At 59.6% G+C, this 17,680-nt stretch carries 10 protein-coding genes; 2 read left to right on the top strand and 8 right to left on the bottom strand.

The genetic code is table 11. The features are described 5' to 3' along the window. Positions 1–16: 16 nt before the first annotated feature. Positions 17–1,471: an efflux RND transporter periplasmic adaptor subunit gene (locus tag CA85_RS12785; RefSeq protein WP_146391710.1), complete on the bottom strand. Its 1,455-nt coding sequence runs from the start codon at positions 1,469–1,471 to the stop codon at positions 17–19. Between the two features lie 349 nt (positions 1,472–1,820). Between CA85_RS12785 and CA85_RS12780 the strand changes: the two genes are divergently transcribed. Further along, complete coding sequence (locus CA85_RS12780) at positions 1,821–3,632, top strand: TolC family protein (RefSeq protein WP_391564858.1); 1,812 nt, start codon at positions 1,821–1,823, stop codon at positions 3,630–3,632. Positions 3,633–3,989: 357 nt separating this feature from the next. On the opposite strand, the gene CA85_RS12775 is transcribed toward CA85_RS12780, so the two are convergent. From CA85_RS12775 to CA85_RS12760, 4 genes are all read right to left on the bottom strand, one after another. Then, the gene (locus CA85_RS12775; RefSeq protein ID WP_246112747.1) at positions 3,990–5,414 is read right to left on the bottom strand and encodes an O-antigen ligase family protein; all 1,425 of its coding nucleotides are present in this window, start codon (positions 5,412–5,414) and stop codon (positions 3,990–3,992) included. 76 nt (positions 5,415–5,490) lie between these two features. Then, complete coding sequence (locus CA85_RS12770; RefSeq protein WP_246112746.1) at positions 5,491–8,100, bottom strand: hypothetical protein; 2,610 nt, start codon at positions 8,098–8,100, stop codon at positions 5,491–5,493. Beyond that, entirely contained in the window at positions 8,094–8,420 is a 327-nt protein-coding gene (locus CA85_RS12765) for a DUF6793 family protein (protein ID WP_146391709.1), read from the bottom strand. Before CA85_RS12765 ends, CA85_RS12770 begins: the two co-directional genes overlap by 7 nt. A gap of 231 nt (positions 8,421–8,651) precedes the next feature. Next, positions 8,652–10,340: an RNA polymerase sigma factor RpoD/SigA gene (locus CA85_RS12760; protein WP_146391708.1), complete on the bottom strand. Its 1,689-nt coding sequence runs from the start codon at positions 10,338–10,340 to the stop codon at positions 8,652–8,654. Positions 10,341–10,881: 541 nt separating this feature from the next. Between CA85_RS12760 and CA85_RS12755 the strand changes: the two genes are divergently transcribed. Then, positions 10,882–14,127 (top strand): [protein-PII] uridylyltransferase family protein, encoded by a 3,246-nt coding sequence (locus CA85_RS12755; RefSeq protein ID WP_146391707.1) that lies wholly within the window; start codon positions 10,882–10,884, stop codon positions 14,125–14,127. Between the two features lie 2 nt (positions 14,128–14,129). On the opposite strand, the gene CA85_RS12750 is transcribed toward CA85_RS12755, so the two are convergent. Genes CA85_RS12750 through CA85_RS12740 form a run of 3 tightly spaced genes read right to left on the bottom strand, consistent with a single transcriptional unit; the run spans position 14,130 to position 17,583 of the window. Next, on the bottom strand, positions 14,130–15,461 hold the full coding sequence (locus CA85_RS12750) for an ArnT family glycosyltransferase (protein ID WP_246112745.1): 1,332 nt from the start codon (positions 15,459–15,461) through the stop codon (positions 14,130–14,132). Further along, on the bottom strand, positions 15,458–16,357 hold the full coding sequence (locus CA85_RS12745) for an NAD(P)-dependent oxidoreductase (protein ID WP_146391706.1): 900 nt from the start codon (positions 16,355–16,357) through the stop codon (positions 15,458–15,460). The genes CA85_RS12750 and CA85_RS12745 overlap by 4 nt, the downstream gene beginning before the upstream one ends. Before the next feature lie 5 nt (positions 16,358–16,362). Continuing rightward, complete coding sequence (locus tag CA85_RS12740) at positions 16,363–17,583, bottom strand: formylglycine-generating enzyme family protein (protein WP_146391705.1); 1,221 nt, start codon at positions 17,581–17,583, stop codon at positions 16,363–16,365. Positions 17,584–17,680 lie beyond the last annotated feature (97 nt).

Here is a 17,680-nt window from a genome sequence, read left to right as displayed (position 1 = left end):
AGGTATCGATGAAAGGCTACCATCCGTAGCTCCGGAAAAATTCGATGATGGGGCGAAACCAAACGAACCCGAGTGAGCGTTGACCGACATCCATCGTTCCGGCCACCGTGGCCCCAACGTGCACGTCATCGGGCAGGGACCCGTCGATGGGAACGGTAACCTGGATCGCTGCTTTGCCACGCTCATTCCATTGAACAGAATCGGCAACGTCGGCTACCTGACCGCTGAAATGGACATCGGGTGACGCTAGTAATCGGAACGAACCGATCACAGTGCCCGGATCGGTACCGAGTGCCTGACGCAGATAAGCATCGTCTTTTTCAGGGAGGTCGATGATCGCATGGTAGCCGCCCGCAGGATCCACAATCCTCATCAGCCATTGGCTCTGACTGACGGTTTGTCCGACGAGATCGGATTGCTGGTCGCGGAGGACAACGCGTCCGTCGACCGGTGCTCGGATCGTCAAAGATTGCGAGACTTCGTAGAGCAGATCGTTCTGTTGCTGCAATGAATCGATCCGGGCACGCAGTACCATCTGACGAGCGCGAGCACTGCTGGTATCGATGGAACGATTTGCTGGCGAGGGGTTGGCGGCACCGGGCGTGGCCCGCTCGGACTGTCTCAACCGCAGGCTGGCGAGTTCGGTTTCCGCAGCCGCGAGCTCTCCGCTCAAACGCTCCTGTTGCAGTTCAATGTCGACGTTGCTGAGTTCAGCCAACACGTAACCGGAGGTGACCCTTTGGCCGTCCTCGACGTGCAGTCTCAGCAGCGTGCCTGCTGCAGGAGCGAAGATGCCCCACGAATGGGCTGGTTCCAATTGCCCTTGGACCGGTAACCGAAAGGTGATGGGGACGTTGAGCAGCAGGAGAAGTGCCAAACAGAACGATGCGATCAGGGCGAGCCGTTGCCAGCGAGTTGCCTGCTGCCACCATGCGGTGCCAGCCCGTGGTGATCGAGCAGCACGGGATCGCAGGGTGGCGGCAACGTCCTGGGCCGCAGCAGCGATCTCGAGGTGAACATCGTCCCACAAGGCCGTCAGCGGTTGGTGTTGCTGCGTGTACTGCTGCAGCACGATGACGGCATCCACTTCGTCGCCAGAATCATTGCAACGGATTGGGATCGCCAGCGTCTGGGAGGTTCCGAGGGAGGGTGCTGGGCAATCGATGGGGTGTTGATCGGTACAGAAATCAGTGCCTCTCCGGCAGACCTCTTCGGCGAGCTCTCTCAGCCAGGCGGCCTCGGCCGAACGCCGGTCGATCGTGGTCGTCGTGGACGTCGCGATCAACGTGGCAGTGCTAGCCTGCGTCGTTAAAAAACTCACACGATCGGCGGGTACCCGTCGCGCGGCTTCGTCACAGAGGCTTTGGGCGCGCGTGTCAGGATCGGCTAACCGGTTGGTGCATCGCAGCCAAGCGAGCGTGAAGCTCTCGCCGTTAGGAGGGGGCGTATCGGGGTTGGGAGAGCGACTCATCGGTGTATTTTAGCTTGGAATCGATGTATCCATCGTCTCCTGATTCGGTTTCGTGGTGCGAATCTCTGCCTACTTAACGTTTCGTAACGATTTCACTGGATAGGGTTGCATCGAATCGTCGAAAAAGGAGGGGTGTACGGATCGTTCTGCCTGTCCGGCGTTCCCTTTTTCACGCGGCATTTTGATTGCATCATTGAAATCGATCGACCAACCCAATCCTCGCTCGGAGGCACGGGACTCGTTGGGTAGCGGACAGCAGTCCGTTTCGCCCCCGGTCGCGCTGGCGGGTGAGGACGCGGATTCGTCGCGTCTTGGTCGCCGTTCGCTGCGTTGCCGGCCTCTGTTCTCGATTGTCCTCTGGTCGCTGATTACCGGCGCCGTGTTGTCGGCCTTTGCCGGTGTGCTCGGATGCCGTGCCTGCAAGAGCTTGCCTGAAACGGTGGGCAATGACACGCAGTGTGTCGACGCGATCATGGCCAACGTTGACGCGGGAGCCCCACCGAGTCGGGCTGCCGAAGCGATTGCATTGACCACGGCTCCGTTGCCGCCGATCACAATCCGGGATGCTGCGTCCATGGAAAATGCGACGTACCGCAATCTCACGCTCCGTGAAACGATTCAAATCGCACTCACCAACTCCGAGGTCCTGCGTGATCTCAACGCGACGGTGCTGCGTGCCCCGGAACAACTCTCGAGCCAGCAATCGTTGCCGTTGGTGCAAACGAATCCTCAGGCCAGTATTGAGGCGGCGCTGTCGGCTTTCGATGCCCAGCTCTATGCGATGGGGACATGGCAGAACAATGACCGCCAGTTCAATAACCGGTTCTTTGGTGGTGGTGCCAACGCGTTCCAGCAAGACGTGCATGATTACGTGTTCCAAACGTCCAAACTCACTGCCACAGGGGCTCAGTTGGCCCTCCGCAGCATCACGGACTACGATGCCAATAACGCGACCGGGAACCTGGTTCCGAGTGCCTGGCAGTCGCAGCTCCATGCGGAGATCCGCCAGCCCTTGTTGCGCGGCGGCGGTTTGACGTTCAACCGGATTGCTGGTGCTGCGGCGCTACCGGGGGTCTACAACGGCGTGTTGATTGCCAAGACTAACAACGATATCTCTGTCGCGGAGTTCCGGCGAAATACCCGCAACTACATTAGCAACGTGACCAATGCGTATTGGGACCTGGCATTCGCATACCGGGATGCTGATGCTCGTGCCGAAGCGCTCGAACGCAGCCGGCTTACCTGGCGCAGCTACGACGCGCAGAAGACATCCAACCGCCAAGGTGGATCGGCTGAAGCGTTGGCCCGCGAACAGTACTATCGTTTTCAGGGTGAGTATCAGGACGCGGTTGCCGGGAAGTTGGTCCAGCGTACGCAAGGATACAATGCCACCTCGGGCGGGACGTTCTCCGGCGTGGGTGGTGTGCTCGCGGGTGAACGACGCCTGCGATTGTTGGTCGGACTACCCGTCAGCGAAGGTGTGCTGTTGCGGCCGGTGGATGAACCGATCACAGCGCCCGTGATCTTCGATACCGACTCGCTGTCCGCTCAAGCGATTCGGATGCGGGCCGAGTTGCAGGAGCAACGGCTGCTCGTCAAGCGACGCGAGATGGAGCTGCTCGCTGCGAAAAACTTCTTGCTACCCACACTCGATCTGGTTTCGACGTACCGTCTCCGGGGTTTGGGGCCAGATCTCGCTGGTACCGGATCGGCGTTTGATGAGATCAGTGAGATGCGATTCCAAGAGTACGAGGCAGGGGTCGAATTCCGCATGCCGGTGGGATTCCGCCAAGCTCACGCAGCGGTCCAGCATGCCAAGCTGCAGATTGCTCGTGACCAAGCACTGCTGCGGGAGCAGGAACGTCAAATCGTTCATGATCTGTTAGGCGTTGTCGCTGAGACCGACCGCGCCTACACGCTCGCCGAAACTAGCCTCAATCGCTACCTCGCCGCCAAGGACGCACTCGATACTTTGGAAGCGAACCGAGAGGCCGGATTGCCGATCAGTTTGGTTCAATTGCTCGATACCCAACGCCGCGTCAGTGAGTCGCAGGTCCGCTACTATCTCGCGGTGACGGAATACATGGTGGCACTGAAGAACGTGCAGTTCGAAACCGGCACGTTGTTGGAGAATACCGAGGTCATGGTCGCGGGTAGTTGATAACCATCGCATCGTAGTGGACGAGGCGACGAGTCCAAAAAAAGCGGTAGTGGACGAGGCCACGAGCTGGTCATTGCCCACCAGTATCCCGATAGGGATTAGAGAGAATAGTCGTAGGTAAGCGCAGCGCCACCTACGGTGATTCGTTGAAGATGGAGCGTCGACCCCGAAGTGGGTCGCAGACCTCGTCGTGAATGATCTTCAACCCCATTCGGGGTTGGCACGCGTGTTTGATGCGTTTCCGGTGGTGTTCGCTGCGCTCGACCACCGGCTATTTTCTTCAACGCCGTCGGCGTAGGAAAACTTGTGGGTAATCAACAGGAGGCGACGACCTCCGGCAGACTGGTTTAGCGAGGATCACCACTCACCTCGGCGGACGCGGACGCACTGCGACGTCAGCCCCGCGACAACGCCCACTTGAAACAGCACCCAGAAGCTATAGTCGTAGGACCAGTGGACGGTCCAGATCTCAAAGATGATGGCAAAGAAGATGCTCGCGTAGGCCACTGCCACTCGAGCGTCACTCGGATACAGGTAAGTACTCGCCACCGGGGCGAGTTGCAACGCCTGAACGATCGTCGTGATCAGGAGCGTGACGAACAGAGCGAGCCCAACCCAGCCGAAGGCGAGTCCAATGTTGATGTAGGTGTTGTCAACATTTCGCAAGAGGCCGCTGATGGCGGGATCGTTGGGCAGGCCAGGAATATTTCGGGGCGGAAAACCGGATGAGGCCGTTGTTCCATAGCCGAGAGGACCGCCTTCGAAAACAATCGGACCATAGATCTTCGGAATCAGCAGACGGTGACGCGTGTTGTTGTGAATTTCCGCGTCGCCTTCATGGTCCACGTCGACAATCCGGCTGCGAGTATGTTCGTCGCCACCGCTCTCGAGGTAGTTGGCGACGGTGTCGAACTGAACCGCCGTAAAAATCACACCGGCCGCAGCGAGCGGAATCAGTATCCAGCGGGCATAGCGATTGACGCACACCAGAGCAAAGGCTCCCGCCAGGACGACGCACAGCATTGGGCCCCGCGAGACAGTGGCGACAATGCCCAGCATGATGAGAATCATTCCAGCAAACCCAGCAGCCCGTCGCCAGCGGGCGTCATCTCTCGGTGTGGTCAGGTCAACCGCAAAGGGCAGGAGCAGGTAGAGCATGATCCCCAGAAAAATAGCGTTTCGGACAGGACCGATTGAGCGGTACAGCAAGCCGTAGCGTTGGCCAACCACGCGCGACACTTTGTCGTCGACGTGAATGAAGATCGTTTCCCAAAGATTCACCGAGGTGAACGATTCATAGACAGCAGCGATCGCAATGAAGCTCGCCACGGCGACGAAAACAGGGGAAAGCTTGGACATCGAGCCGGGATGTAGGAACGCGTAGCGACCCGCTGCATAGGGCAGCATCCATTGGCCGTAGGCACGCAGTGTGAAGGCGAGCGGTTGCCCCTCGTGCGATACATCGACGATGATGTGCCAAATCATCAAGGCGCCGACCAACACGTCGAGCAGGTTGAGAGCCTTGAATATCTCACGCCAAGAATGGGTGCAGTAGGCGATCAGGAGCACGATCGCAGTCGCCATGGCGACGTTGATCTCGGTGTTCCAGAGCGTGATTTCGAACCACGTCCCCGCCAACATCGAGACCGCCATGCCGGCCCCGAGAACATACTGTTTGCCATGGCGGTAGCCGTACCAGGCAGCGAACCCGCAGGAAACGAGCAGCATGATGGCGAACGATGATTCGTCGGTCAGCAGTCCGGGTGCGACTTCAGTGTCCAATGGGATGTCTCCGAGACGGGGTCAGAGTCGTAGGGGGAACAGAGCAAAAGAGGTGAGCCTCTAGCGAAGACTCGGTTCAACGGGAATGCGGTACGTCGCCGACGAGGTTTTCGTCGCTGACCGCGGGTGGGCGTGGTCGATGGGCGAGATGCACGAGCACGAGTGTCTGCGCTCGGACTTGCTTGCAATCAGGTGAGATTGTCATTCCGCCGAGCGGTTGATCGAGGCGGGCGACCAACCGCGCCGACCCGCTCGGGATTGCATCGGCCAACATGAGACGGCCCATTGCGTCGGTCATGCCCATGGGCAAATCGGTCGGGATGCGCACCTCGCCGCTGGCGACCAATCGAATCGGCTTGCGTGCACCGCTGCTGAGGGTCCCCATCGCGGCAATCCGCGTCCGCCCCTCCGCATCGCGTGCAACGACAAATGCATCGAGCAGTTCCAGCGAAGATCCATTGACGATCGATGCCCCATCGAACGACCCGAGGCGGCCCTTCGGTGCCGTCGATTGCATCTCAATCGGGCCGTCGACATCGACGATCTGTTCCGCATGGACGACGCCATAGGAGTTACTGCCCACGCTGATATCGTCCATCGATGGGCCAGGATCAAAACCGAGTTCCAATGCCGCATCGACCTCGCCAAACAAATTAGCAGCCTGCTGGTTGCCATGTTTGGAGCGGATCACATCGATCGCCGCGTCGGGCGTGGCAAAGTCGATTCGGTATCGGCTGGCCAGCGAGTTATATAAACCGACCACGCGTGTCAGGTGCGCACGCGAGTAGTCCACCGGTACTTCGAGCAGTGCCAGCTCATTGCGACTTCTGGCAAAGCCAACATCGAGCTGCGCCGCATGGGCCACCCAAAAAGCGCCCGCGATCGATAGCGGAAACACGGCCAACCAGGCCCATTCCAGGTGCCCGAGCATGCGGAACACGAGATAGTTCAAAGGGATCAGGACAAACAGATAGGCCAGCAGGCTGCGAAAGACGAGAGCGGACTCCGGGATGGTCACACCGATTTCTTGACGCAGTTGACGCTGGCTCCAAGTCAGCAGATCGCTATCGCTCCTCCAGACGCCGAGACCGCCGATCGGATGCGGCCACACATCATCGCTCTGCCAGGCCGCCAGCGGGGAGTTGCTCGCTGGGTCGGTCGAAGCGGTCACGGCGGGAGAGTCGCCGTTGGTGGACGTGCCGTTGGTGGCCGTGCCGTTGGGCAGCGCTCGCATCTTGGCATCACGCGAGAACAGTCGCAGGCCCGTATTGATCTCTGGCGCGACGGCATCAACGTCGACCCCTACCAAGGTCTGTCGCACCGGTGAAGAGGCTCCCAGGCCGGCATTCCACGGAGTCGCTTGGTCTGAGGCGGGGGCGTTTGGTGAAGGGGCAGCGGACGAATCGGCAGTTTGTCCTGGGCTACCGTTGGCGGTGACCGATCGAAGACTGCTCTGAGCGGCTGTATCCAATTGGAATACACGCGGTGGTCGTGCCAGGATGGCGGAATTCAACATGCTATCGTAGGACTTCCAGCGCACCAGCCAGTTGCTCATCAAGTCCACTCGACTTTGAACCAAGCGGCCGCGTCCCACCCGGCGCTCGACGAGTAGACCGCCCCCGCCGATCTCCGTCGCTCCGGACCGCTGGTCGCCTGCCGCGGCGACCGGGGTGGGGTTGCTCTGCAAGTTTTCGATCACGTCTGCCGTGGACGGATCAGTCGCCACCTGGTGCGAGTGCAAAAAACTTTGTGCATCATCGATCAGTAACTCAGTGGCACCCGCCGGCGCGATTGGCAGCAGGTCACGAAAGCGGGTGTCGGTCAGCGAGTCGACTCCGGCGGGGCCATTGACGACGACGAGTCCACCGAAATTCAACCAATCCAAAATGGCAGTTTGTTGTCCCGGTGTCAGGGCGTTCACGGACACGTCATCCCAAACCAGGACTGCCGTTGAGGTCCAATCCAGAGCGGTCTCGGCTATCGGCAACACTCCATCGATGGGCGGGATGATGATGCGATAGTTCTCCGACGAGCGTTTTCTTACTCGGCCGCCTTGCACGGGGCGGACCCAATTGGCCGTCTGCCAACGGACAAACCGTTCGGGACGATTGGTGAGGATGACGAAAAAGTAAGTTTGGGGCGGCATCGCGGCAAACCGAGCGGGAAGCACATCATACCGAGCGGTTGATTCCTGCCCCAGGAACTGTCCGTTGAAGATGACATGGTCCAAGGTCTGGTTGTTGTGCGTGGGGGCAAGAAACCGCGTCTCGAGTCGCCGCATTTGTCCCTGCGGCAAGACTGCCGGGCGGCGGGTGAGAAAAGAGGACGCTGACTCGAGCTCCGGTGTAATCTCCGTGGTGTTGTCCGTCTCGGGAGATGCAAGGAGCCCCAGATCGGCACGAGTTTGGATCACACCACGGCGATCCTCTCGGTTGCTGCGCACCGACAACCGCGTGCTTGTCCAATGCCCGGGTTTGATTGAGCCGTTGGGAATCCCGCTGCTGCGCAGGTCCAGTCGCGAAGCCGGATAGGCGTCGGCGGCGCGCGAGGTGAAGGGTGGTTGCTGCTCTTCAGGTAGCTTGGATTCGTTCTCAGGTTGGTTCGTCAGCCGACATCCATCGCAGCCCACGACCAAGGGGAAACAGAGAAGGAAACACCACCACGCTCGACCGAGCGAGGCTACCATCCCATCACCATATTGGATTCGATTGCGCGGCGAGCTTGGTCGACATCACACCCCGTTTCCATGCGGTACAAACGAATGGCATTGACTTTGTCACCCGCCGATTTACTCAAACAATCCCGGGCGATCATGCAGGGGTCGAGGGAGCGATCGGTCAATCCCAAGGCGCCTTTGCTGATCACCCACGAGTCCCGCGGACGTTTGGTGATGCGCAAAATCTCGTCCTCGGGATAGGCGTCGTCCACAACCGATTGGGCGGAGGATTCTTCGTCGGACCATGTGATGATGATGTGTGCGTCGGTTTCGATTTCGAACAAAGGCATGGCGCTGACTCGGGAGGGAGCGAAGACGAAAAAAGTGAGCGAGCCGGCAAGAGCAGTTTTCTGTGTTCTTTGCGGCGATCGACCACCCGCTCAGCATAGGCGTCCGGCGGGGTGTGGGCAATCCAGCCAGGCGGTTCGAGGCGACCGGGAATGGCCGGACAACGAGTCAAAGATTCCGCTGGGAAATACCGCCAACGACAGCCCTGGCGACGATTTACTGGACAGCCGGGATCAGATCGCTTCGCTGTTCTCAAACATCATCAGTTCGGCGCCATCGAGAAAGCTCACCAGAGACTTGGCCCGGTAAGGCTGTTGCAGTTTGCGAACCGCTTTGCTCTCGATTTGACGCACACGCTCCCGGGTCACTTGAAAGATCCGACCGACTTCCTCGAGGGTGTACGTGTATCCATCGGCGAGACCGTATCGCAACCGTAGGATCTCTCGCTCGCGATAGTTGAGGGTCTCCATGGCGAGCTCGATCTGATTCTTGAGCGCCTCACGATTGGTTTCTACCAAAGGGTCTTGGTCGCGATGATCTTGAAGGAATTCACCGAACGCGCTGTCTTCGTGATCACCGACGGGTTGATCGAGCGACAGCGGCTGGCGAGCCATTTTCAGGATCACACGAGTGTCGTCGATGGACAACCCGCTGCGAGCACACACCTCTTCGGGAGTGGGTTCGCGGCCGTGCTCCTGGACAAGGTCACGGGTGATCTGCCGAATCTTGTTCATGGTATCGATCATGTGAACCGGCACTCGGATGGTGCGACTCTGATCGGCGATCGCCCGGGTGATGGCTTGGCGAATCCACCAAGTCGCATAGGTACTGAACTTGTATCCGCGGGCGTGCTCGAATTTGTCGACCGCGCGCATCAGTCCCGTATTGCCTTCTTGAATCAAATCCAGAAACGACAACCCGCGGTTGCGATACTTCTTGGCAATCGAAACGACCAATCGCAGGTTACCGGCTGACAAGACGCGTTTGGCGGCATCGTAGTCGTCACGAAGGGTGTCGCAGCGGTCGACCCGTCGGGCGAGTGTTTTGGGGGTTTCGTAGGTCAATCGCATCAAACACCGCAGCTCGCTATGGAGCTCATCGGCGCTTGGCATGCCGGCCAAAGCGAGCCGATGTGGTTCGGCGAGGATCTGGCGAATTTCAATCATCCGCAGGGCGCTGCGCCGAAGTTTCTCAAAGATTGGCTGCAGCTTATTGGTCCGCAGATTCATTTCCTCGACCAACCGGACGGCTTTGTTGCGGCGAACGACGAGGTTCCGCCACGCTGCACGACGCCGACGCATGGGCAACGATTTGTTGATCGCTGTCAGATAATCGTTGCGGTTGTTCTCCAGGAGATGAGCGAGAGTCCGAGTGTTGGGGACGATCCGCTTCATGATCGCTTTTTTCTCCGCTGCGTTGGTCACGCTGACCTCGATGGTTCGGTCGAGTCGCAATTGCTTGTCGCGGACCTGTTGCAGCAACTTCAGAGAAGCCTGCAACATAAAATCGGTAGCCAGCATGCAGTGCCGATATCGCTCACGAGTGGCTTCGATCTGCACGGCGGCGGAGATCTCTTGATCTCGCGTGAGCAGCGGTATTTGCCCCATCTGCATCAGGTACATGCGGACGGGATCTTCCGTTGGATCGTTGGGCAGCTCATCGCGGCGGACAAGCAATTCGTCGTCGGCAAGTGGGCCTAGCTCGGATTCGTCTGCAGTCGCGTCAGCGAATTCCTGGCCCATCGTCCGCGAGCGGCGGGTGATGGAGTCCTCTGCATCAAAGGCGTCATCCTGCAAACTGCGACTGCTAAACTTCTTGCCCATCAGGTTCTCCTCGTCTCCCGTTTGATCGTCAAAGCTGTTTGAGAAGGAATGCCAAGCACTGTCAGTGCCAGCGGAGAACTCAGGTAACGCATGAATCATTGCAAGTTGTTGCTACGCAGGAGGTTAGGCGTTGAAAAAGGCCTGGGGTCAGAGAAGCGCTGCGGCGCGGGGTGTGGACGGCGGTCACCGTGATGTTGCTCGCACGCAACATCGGATGGATTCATCCAACTCGTCCAGTAACGCCCGATTGCTGGCAATCGGACGCTCACCCGCGTTCGCATGATCAAACCTAGGTCAGCTTTGGGGCCGACAACCAAAAAAATGAATGAATTACCTGTCAATCAACTCCGCTACACCAAGTCGCGATTGGGACGTAAACTCAGGGGCGCATACTCAGAGGCGTACTGATTCGTATCCTGGGGCGGTCCGCCCCTCGCTGGAGGAGAGTGCTTTGGGGAGCCTCCGTTGGCTCCCCAGTGGATGCGAGTTGACGGCGATCCTGCGCGAGCGGCCGGTGGAATCGGCGAATCACCTCGCGGGGTATCCAAGTGACGCTCTCCAGCTAGTACCTTTCGATGCCCGAAGGCTGGGAAAGTTCCCGATATCCATCATCTGACCGTCCCCTGCTCGAAATGTCCTGATGACGACTGCTGTGAATTCGTTCGATGACTACGCCCCGCTCGTTGAAAGCCGATTTGGTGACGCACCGGCTGCTCTCGAGGCACTCGCAGAGATTGCCGCCAGTAGCGTAGCGCCCGATTTGCTGACGGGCCTATGGGCGGCGCTTCACGACCATCTCGGCGCGGTCGACGATGCCAGCGAGGCGGTGCGGTTGCTCGCCCGATTTGTTGAGGTCTCGCGAAGCCCCACGTCGCTGTTGGCACTCTTTGAACGCGATCCGCAAGCCCTGCCCGCGCTCCTGCAGGTGCTTTCGACCAGTCCAGCGGTGGCGGAGCTGTTGATCAGCGATCCGGAAAGTTTCGATTTGATCCGGGCCAGCGACGGCCGCCCGACCTCTCGAGAGCAACTCCGCGACGAGCTGGCTCATGAACTCCGCACCACCGCATCGAATCCCCGCGCAGCCGTGGCGATCCGGAGATACGTGGGGAGAGAGGTACTGCGCATCGCCTATGGGGAATTTGTCCGTGGCCTCGCTCCCGATCGAGTCACACGGCAAATCAGTCACCTGACCGATGCGGTGCTCTCGTCGGCGCTTGATTTTACCATCGATCAAGTCGCGTCCAAATTTCAGCTGCCCCAGCGCATCGATGCCAGCAAGCCGAGATACGCGATCATCGCGTTGGGCAACTACGGTGGCGAGGAGATCGGCTACGACTCACCGCTGGATCTGCTGCTGCTCTGCGATCAGATCGACCGCAGAAATGAGAGCCACGTGAGGTTCAATCGGCACATCGTCGCGGGACTGATCAGTCTGCTGGGGTCGAATCGCGGACCGGTCGTTTCGATTCACTTGCGATTCGTTCAGCAGCCCGGTGAGGAATTTGCTGTGTCGGACACGCACCGGCTCAGCGATTTCGCCCGCCCCGGCGAATCCTCGACTCGCAAGATCGAATTTCATGCCGCCGGCCATGCGGCAGCCTATTACGAGCGAGAGAATCAAACTTTCCAGCGGCTTGCCTTCGTCAAGGCCCGCGTCGCTGCGGGCGACCGGGGCTTAGGCGACTGGTTTCTCAAACTGCTCGAACCGTGGGTCTATCACCGGATCCTCAGCCGGAGCGAAATTGCCGATATCCGAGTATTGCGTCGAAAGCTCGAAAAGCGAGCTCTGACTGCGGATGCGCAGCGGGGGACGCCGATCGCCGATTGTCCCGGCGGACGTCGCGATATTGAATTGACCATTCAGTTTCTCCAGCTGCTCCATGGTGGGGAGCTTCCCGAAGTCCGCGTGCCCGGCACCCTCGATGCGATCGCCGCTTTGAACCGCCACGGATGCTTGACCCAGCAGGAGGCGTCCATCCTGTCGGAAAACCACGCTCGCTTGTGCCGCCTCGAACACCATCTCGCCGTTTTATTGAATCATCGGGTGACGTATCTCCCCGATGATGATGCCATTCGCACTCGCTTGGCTTGGCGATTAGGGGTCCGCAGGGAGGTCGACGATCAAGATGGAGGTGGTGAGCACGCCGAGGGTGAAGTCTCGATCGGCGATCGTGAACGATTCGAGAAACTGCTTGACGATACCTTTGACGTCAACCGAAAAATCATCAACCACTTGACCTCTCAAAAGGTCGCGGCGAGCCCGGTGACCGTGGCCGAGAATGAAAACGTATCGGCAGCCCCCCGAGAAAAGCTCGCCCCCGACGTGGATGCTGTCGCCATCGAGACCGAGATGATTCTCGACCCCGAACCGGATCCGGATACGTTTGCAGAGGTCTTGCGAGGGCACGGCTTCTCAGATCTCGATCGGGCGATCGATCAAATCTCATCTCTCAGTCACGAGACGGTTTCCTTTCTTTCGCCACGCCGGTGCCGCCAGTTTTTTGCAGGCGTGGCTCCGCAGCTATTGCGTGAAATCGCCAAGACCCCCGCCCCCGATCAGACCCTCGATCGACTCGTCGAGGTGGCCGATTCCATCGGCGCCAAGGCGACGTTGTGGGAACTGCTGGGAACGAACGAAGCCACTTTGTCGCTGATGGTCAACCTCTGTTCGCTGACGCCGTATCTGACGGGTATCTTGACGGCGCAGCCCGGCATGATCGATGAGTTGGTGGACTCGTTGCTGATGAATCGCTTGCCTCCGGCAGAAAGACTCGATACGCAGTCGATTCGGTTGTGCCAATCCGCCGATGACCTTACGCCGATCCTGCAAACGTTCCGAGCCGGATGTCATCTGATGATCGGTGCTCGGGATTTGCTTGGCAAAGAAACGGTCGATGCCATCGGTCAATCGCTCAGCGACACGGCCGATGCGTGTCTGCGGCGCGTGATTGAACAGGAACACAAACGCCTGAGTGCACGCTATGGTGATCCGCTCGGCGAGGACAACGAGCCGGTCGAAATGGTCGCTGTGGCGTTGGGGAAATATGGCGGTCGCGAACCGAACTACCACAGCGACCTCGATCTCACGTTCTTGTATACCACAGAGGGCGAAACACAGCGGCGAGTGGGAGGGCCGAAGGCGACGCTATCGAATCGCCAGTTCTTCAATCAGCTCGCTCAGAATGTCATCCGGGCAATCGATTCGCCCACAGAACGCCTTTATGAGATTGACACACCCTTGGCCGAAGGTGCCGACGAGACCGTTTTAGCGTACTCCATTGGCCAGTTCGTCAAGCCATTTCGCCTCGGCGGAGCACCCCTTTGGCGGCGTGCCGCTTTGTGCCAGGCCCGCCCCTTCTCCGGCTCTCGGCGGAACCAGGAACTCGTGAGTGCTGCGATCGCCAAAGCGATCCGGTTGACACCCTGGCGAGACAGCCAGTTGGCTGATTTCAAGACTTTGCGGCAGCGAGCCGAATCCACGGCCGCGCCCGGGAATCTGAAACGGGGCCTCGGCGGTACCGTCGATGTGCAAACGATCGTGGCAGCGGGTGTTTTGAAGTCCGCAGCCAGCCTCGACACCGAGATCGCGACCGGTATCCCTGCCGCACTTAGCGATCTCGCCGAAGCAGGTGTCTATGACCCGCGAGACACCCAAACCCTGGCCAGCAACTACCGTTACCTTCGTACCGTCGAAGCCAAACTGCGACTGATCGACACCCCCGCCCGGCATGAACTGCCACTTTCGGCCGATGGTGGCGCGGACACACTCGAAATGAAGCAGCTCGCGGCCCTCCTCGGTGAACCCGAGCCCTGCGAGATCGTTCGCCGCTGCGATCAGGTCCGGGCATCCAATCGTGAGCTCTTTGATCGGCTGCTATCGGCCTGATTTTAACCCGATCGACCAACCGACACCGGGGATGGATTCTTTCGCCCAACGAAGGCGGCTGCTGCGGCGATCGAGAGTGCGGGAATCGCAGGCGAACGCATCCGCGAGTTGCTCCAGTAGACCGTATGCACACCACTGAGTGTGATCAAGATCGCGACGGCAGGCCACCAGGCAACCCAACGCCGCCACCGATGCGGATGAAACTGGTGAACATGCCGCAGCCCAGCGATCAGAATGAGTGCGTACACGACACAGTGCAGCAAACCCACCACGATGATCAGGAATGGGGAACGGCCGTCGACCGCATGGGGGAACGGCTGCCATAGACGGGTCAATCGCACCCAACACGAATACAAGAACATTCGCGGGCGCTCCGCGATGGTGGTTTTAGCGGCAGCGTAAGCCAATTGATCATCCGCCCACTCATCACCGCTCCGGGGTAACTCTTGGTACTCGGCGAAGAAAACAGCGGGCTCCCAGGCATGCCGGCGCCAAGGCAACTCATACGGTCGGTCTTCCAGATAATCGTAGAAAGAATCGTTGTTCGCGAGCAGCAACGTGTAGCCGCCGTGCGTGGTCCCCCAGACAGGATGTCCGATCGCCCCGACATTGCGGACCGTCCAAGCGCCGACCCCCGCCACGATGACCGCGACAGACATCGCGATCGCCGTCGCGCGGCGATAACGACAGACCTCGCCCATCAACGCCAGAACAGGCAGGACCAGCATCGCCCAGACCAAGAAGGTGGGGCGGCAGAGGATGCAAAGTGCCAACAGCGTCCCCAGTACGAACGCGTTGAGAAGGTAGGCACGACGCGGAGTCGGTTGACCTTGGTCGTCCACCGCTGGTTGGGTGTGCCGTGCGATCCACCACCAGACCGATACTGCCAATGCCGTCGCAATCGTTTCGGTCATCACCAGGGAGGACTGCCACAGCAGGATGGGATCGATCAGGACCAGGCCGGCAGCGATCGCTGCCGCCCCGTTCGATAGCAGGCGGCGGGCGATGTCCCAAGTAAAGACGACCGTCAGGCCACCCAAGATCCAGTGAAAGATCGCAACGGATGAATTCGAGAGCGTGCCCGAGTCGTCTACCAACCATGAGAGCAGCCAGGGATAGAGCGGTGGACGAAAGGCCGTCGGCCGTGCCCCGTCCATCCCAACGGGGAGGCCGAATACATCGGTTTTCGCAAGCGTTTGAGCGATCACGCGATACGCATCAGGGTCCTCGTGCAAGGAATCTTGGTGAGAGAATAGAAAGCCGCCCCGAACGATCAGAACGGCCGCTACGAGGCAGATACACTGCGCCAGGCGAATGCGCGTTCGCCCGTTCAATCCCAATCCATCCCTGACATCTCGGCAACGGTGTTGACGAGCGCTTGCGTGCCCGCTCGACCACCGCCCTTGGCGATCACGGACTGATAGAGCTGCTCGGCGAGTGCCAAGCCGGGCAGACAGAGATTCATTCGCCGGGCTTCGCCAAGTGCGATGCCCATGTCTTTGACAAAGTGTTCGACATAGAACCCTGGCTCAAAATCGCCTTCGATCATGCGGGGGGCCAGGTTACTCAGCGACCAACTGCCGGCGGCGCCGGAGCCTACCGATCGCAGGACTGTGGGGAGATCCAAGCCAGCCCGGTGGGCATAGACGAGCGCTTCGCAGACGCCGATCATGCCGGTTGCAATCAGAGTCTGGTTGACCATCTTGGTATGTTGGCCAGCACCGGGACCACCCTGATGCACGATGGTTTTGCCCATGATCTCGAAACAGGGCATGACGGTTTTCACCGCCGCGTCATTGCCCCCGATCATGATCGACAGGTTGCCCGACGCGGCGCCGGAATCGCCTCCCGAGACGGGGGCGTCGAGTGCGTCAGCGCCGTGCGCGATCGCCTGTCGGTGAATTTCCACTGCCAATGACGGCTCGCTCGTCGTCATGTCGACCAGCACGCCGCCCGGGGCGATGCCCGCGATGGCGCCGTTTTGCGGGTCGACAAAAACCTCGCGAACGTCAGCGGGATAGCCCACGATGGCAAACACGATCTGAGACTGCTCGGCGACTTCGCGAGGTGAATCCGCCCACTGCGCGCCACGCTCCAACAACGCCTCAGCCTTGGACCGAGTCCGCGTGGTGAGCGTCAGCGGGTAACCCGCTGCGAGCAGGTGTCCCGCCATGGAGTGGCCCATGACACCCGTGCCGATCCAGCCAAGGGCTGGCTTCTCAGTAGTCATCAGATCTAATCTTCCTTGGCTGCTTCACCGAGACCTTCATCGACGTATCCGTAGCCGCCGCGGCCTTCGTCAATGCGGCTTTCAACGTCCATGATTGTTTCGGCAACGGAGGTGTCCCAGAACTTCACAATCGTTTCGACGGGCATGGGTTCGAGCGAGCGGAACAGTCGGAAGCCGACTCCGCGAGACGGATCGCTGGTGAACCACCAGGGGCTGCGAGGAAAGTTCGGATCTTCCGACTTCCACTCTTCATCGTCCGATGCCAAGCGGGCGGCACTGCGCAGTTCGGCGGGCTCCATTTCCCAACTGCCGCCTCGGACCACGCAGGGATACGGATTCTTGGGCCAACGCGTGGCCGAGGTCGCATCGGTGAGATCGCTGTCCTGCATCCACTGATACCCGTCCTCGGTGTACTCATTGACGGTCCACTCCGATGCATTGCCGTGCATGTCGTAGAGACCAAACGGATTGGGTTTCTTGGTGGCCACATCGCCGGGCCCATCGAAAGAATTGTCGAAGTACCAGGCGTAGTCTTCGATTACGTCCGCATCATCGCCCCAGCTGTAGGCGGTTTCGGTGCCGCCGCGGGCAGCGTGTTCCCATTCTGCCTCGGTGGGCAAACGGTACTGCGTACCGGTCATTCGCGACAACCATTTCGTGAACTGTTGGGCCGCGTACTGAGTCATCGTGACTGCCGGCTGACTCGGGCGGGACCCGTACTCGAACGTGAAGGATGGGTCGTAGAGTTCCGTGGGCGCGGTCACCGAATCAACCAGGTTGGTTTCGTCAACGGGACGAATGCCTTCCATTTCAAAGTCTTTGAAGACGCCGTACATTCGCATGTACTCCTTGTACATATCCCAGCGTGTCTCTGTTTTGGCCACCCACATGGGCTTGGCGGTTAGCTTGACCGTGGGCCCTTCGTCTTCGACGTACTCGGCGTCGTCTTCGGCGGTTCCGAACGTAAAGTCGCCGCCGGGGACGGGGATCATCTCGAAGCTAATATCGGTGCCGGGAATTCGCTCGGTGTAGGGCACCATGAACCGTCCGTCCTCGAGTGCCACGAAAGGACCGTCAACCGGTTTCTCAGACGCGATTCCCGGGGCCGCCGTGACAGCGGCGGTCGACTCGGCGGCAGGTTGGACGCCGAAGGCAGGCGGGGAAGCTAACGAAAAGGCGGCAAGTCCGAGGCAGGTCGAGAGCAGCAGGGGGCAGTTCAGTCGCATGGCGGAGTCAAGGTGGGAGAAAGAGGGAAGGAGAGAAACCTACCGTTTATTCTAAACGTCCTGGTCAAGGATGCTAGTCTTCTTGCGAGCAAGGTGA

The sequence above is a fragment of the Allorhodopirellula solitaria genome, assembly GCF_007859855.1.
GTDB lineage: Bacteria > Planctomycetota > Planctomycetia > Pirellulales > Pirellulaceae > Rhodopirellula > Rhodopirellula solitaria.
The sequence above is the reverse complement of the archived record's forward strand: the minus strand, read 5'-3'. Positions and strand labels throughout refer to the sequence as shown.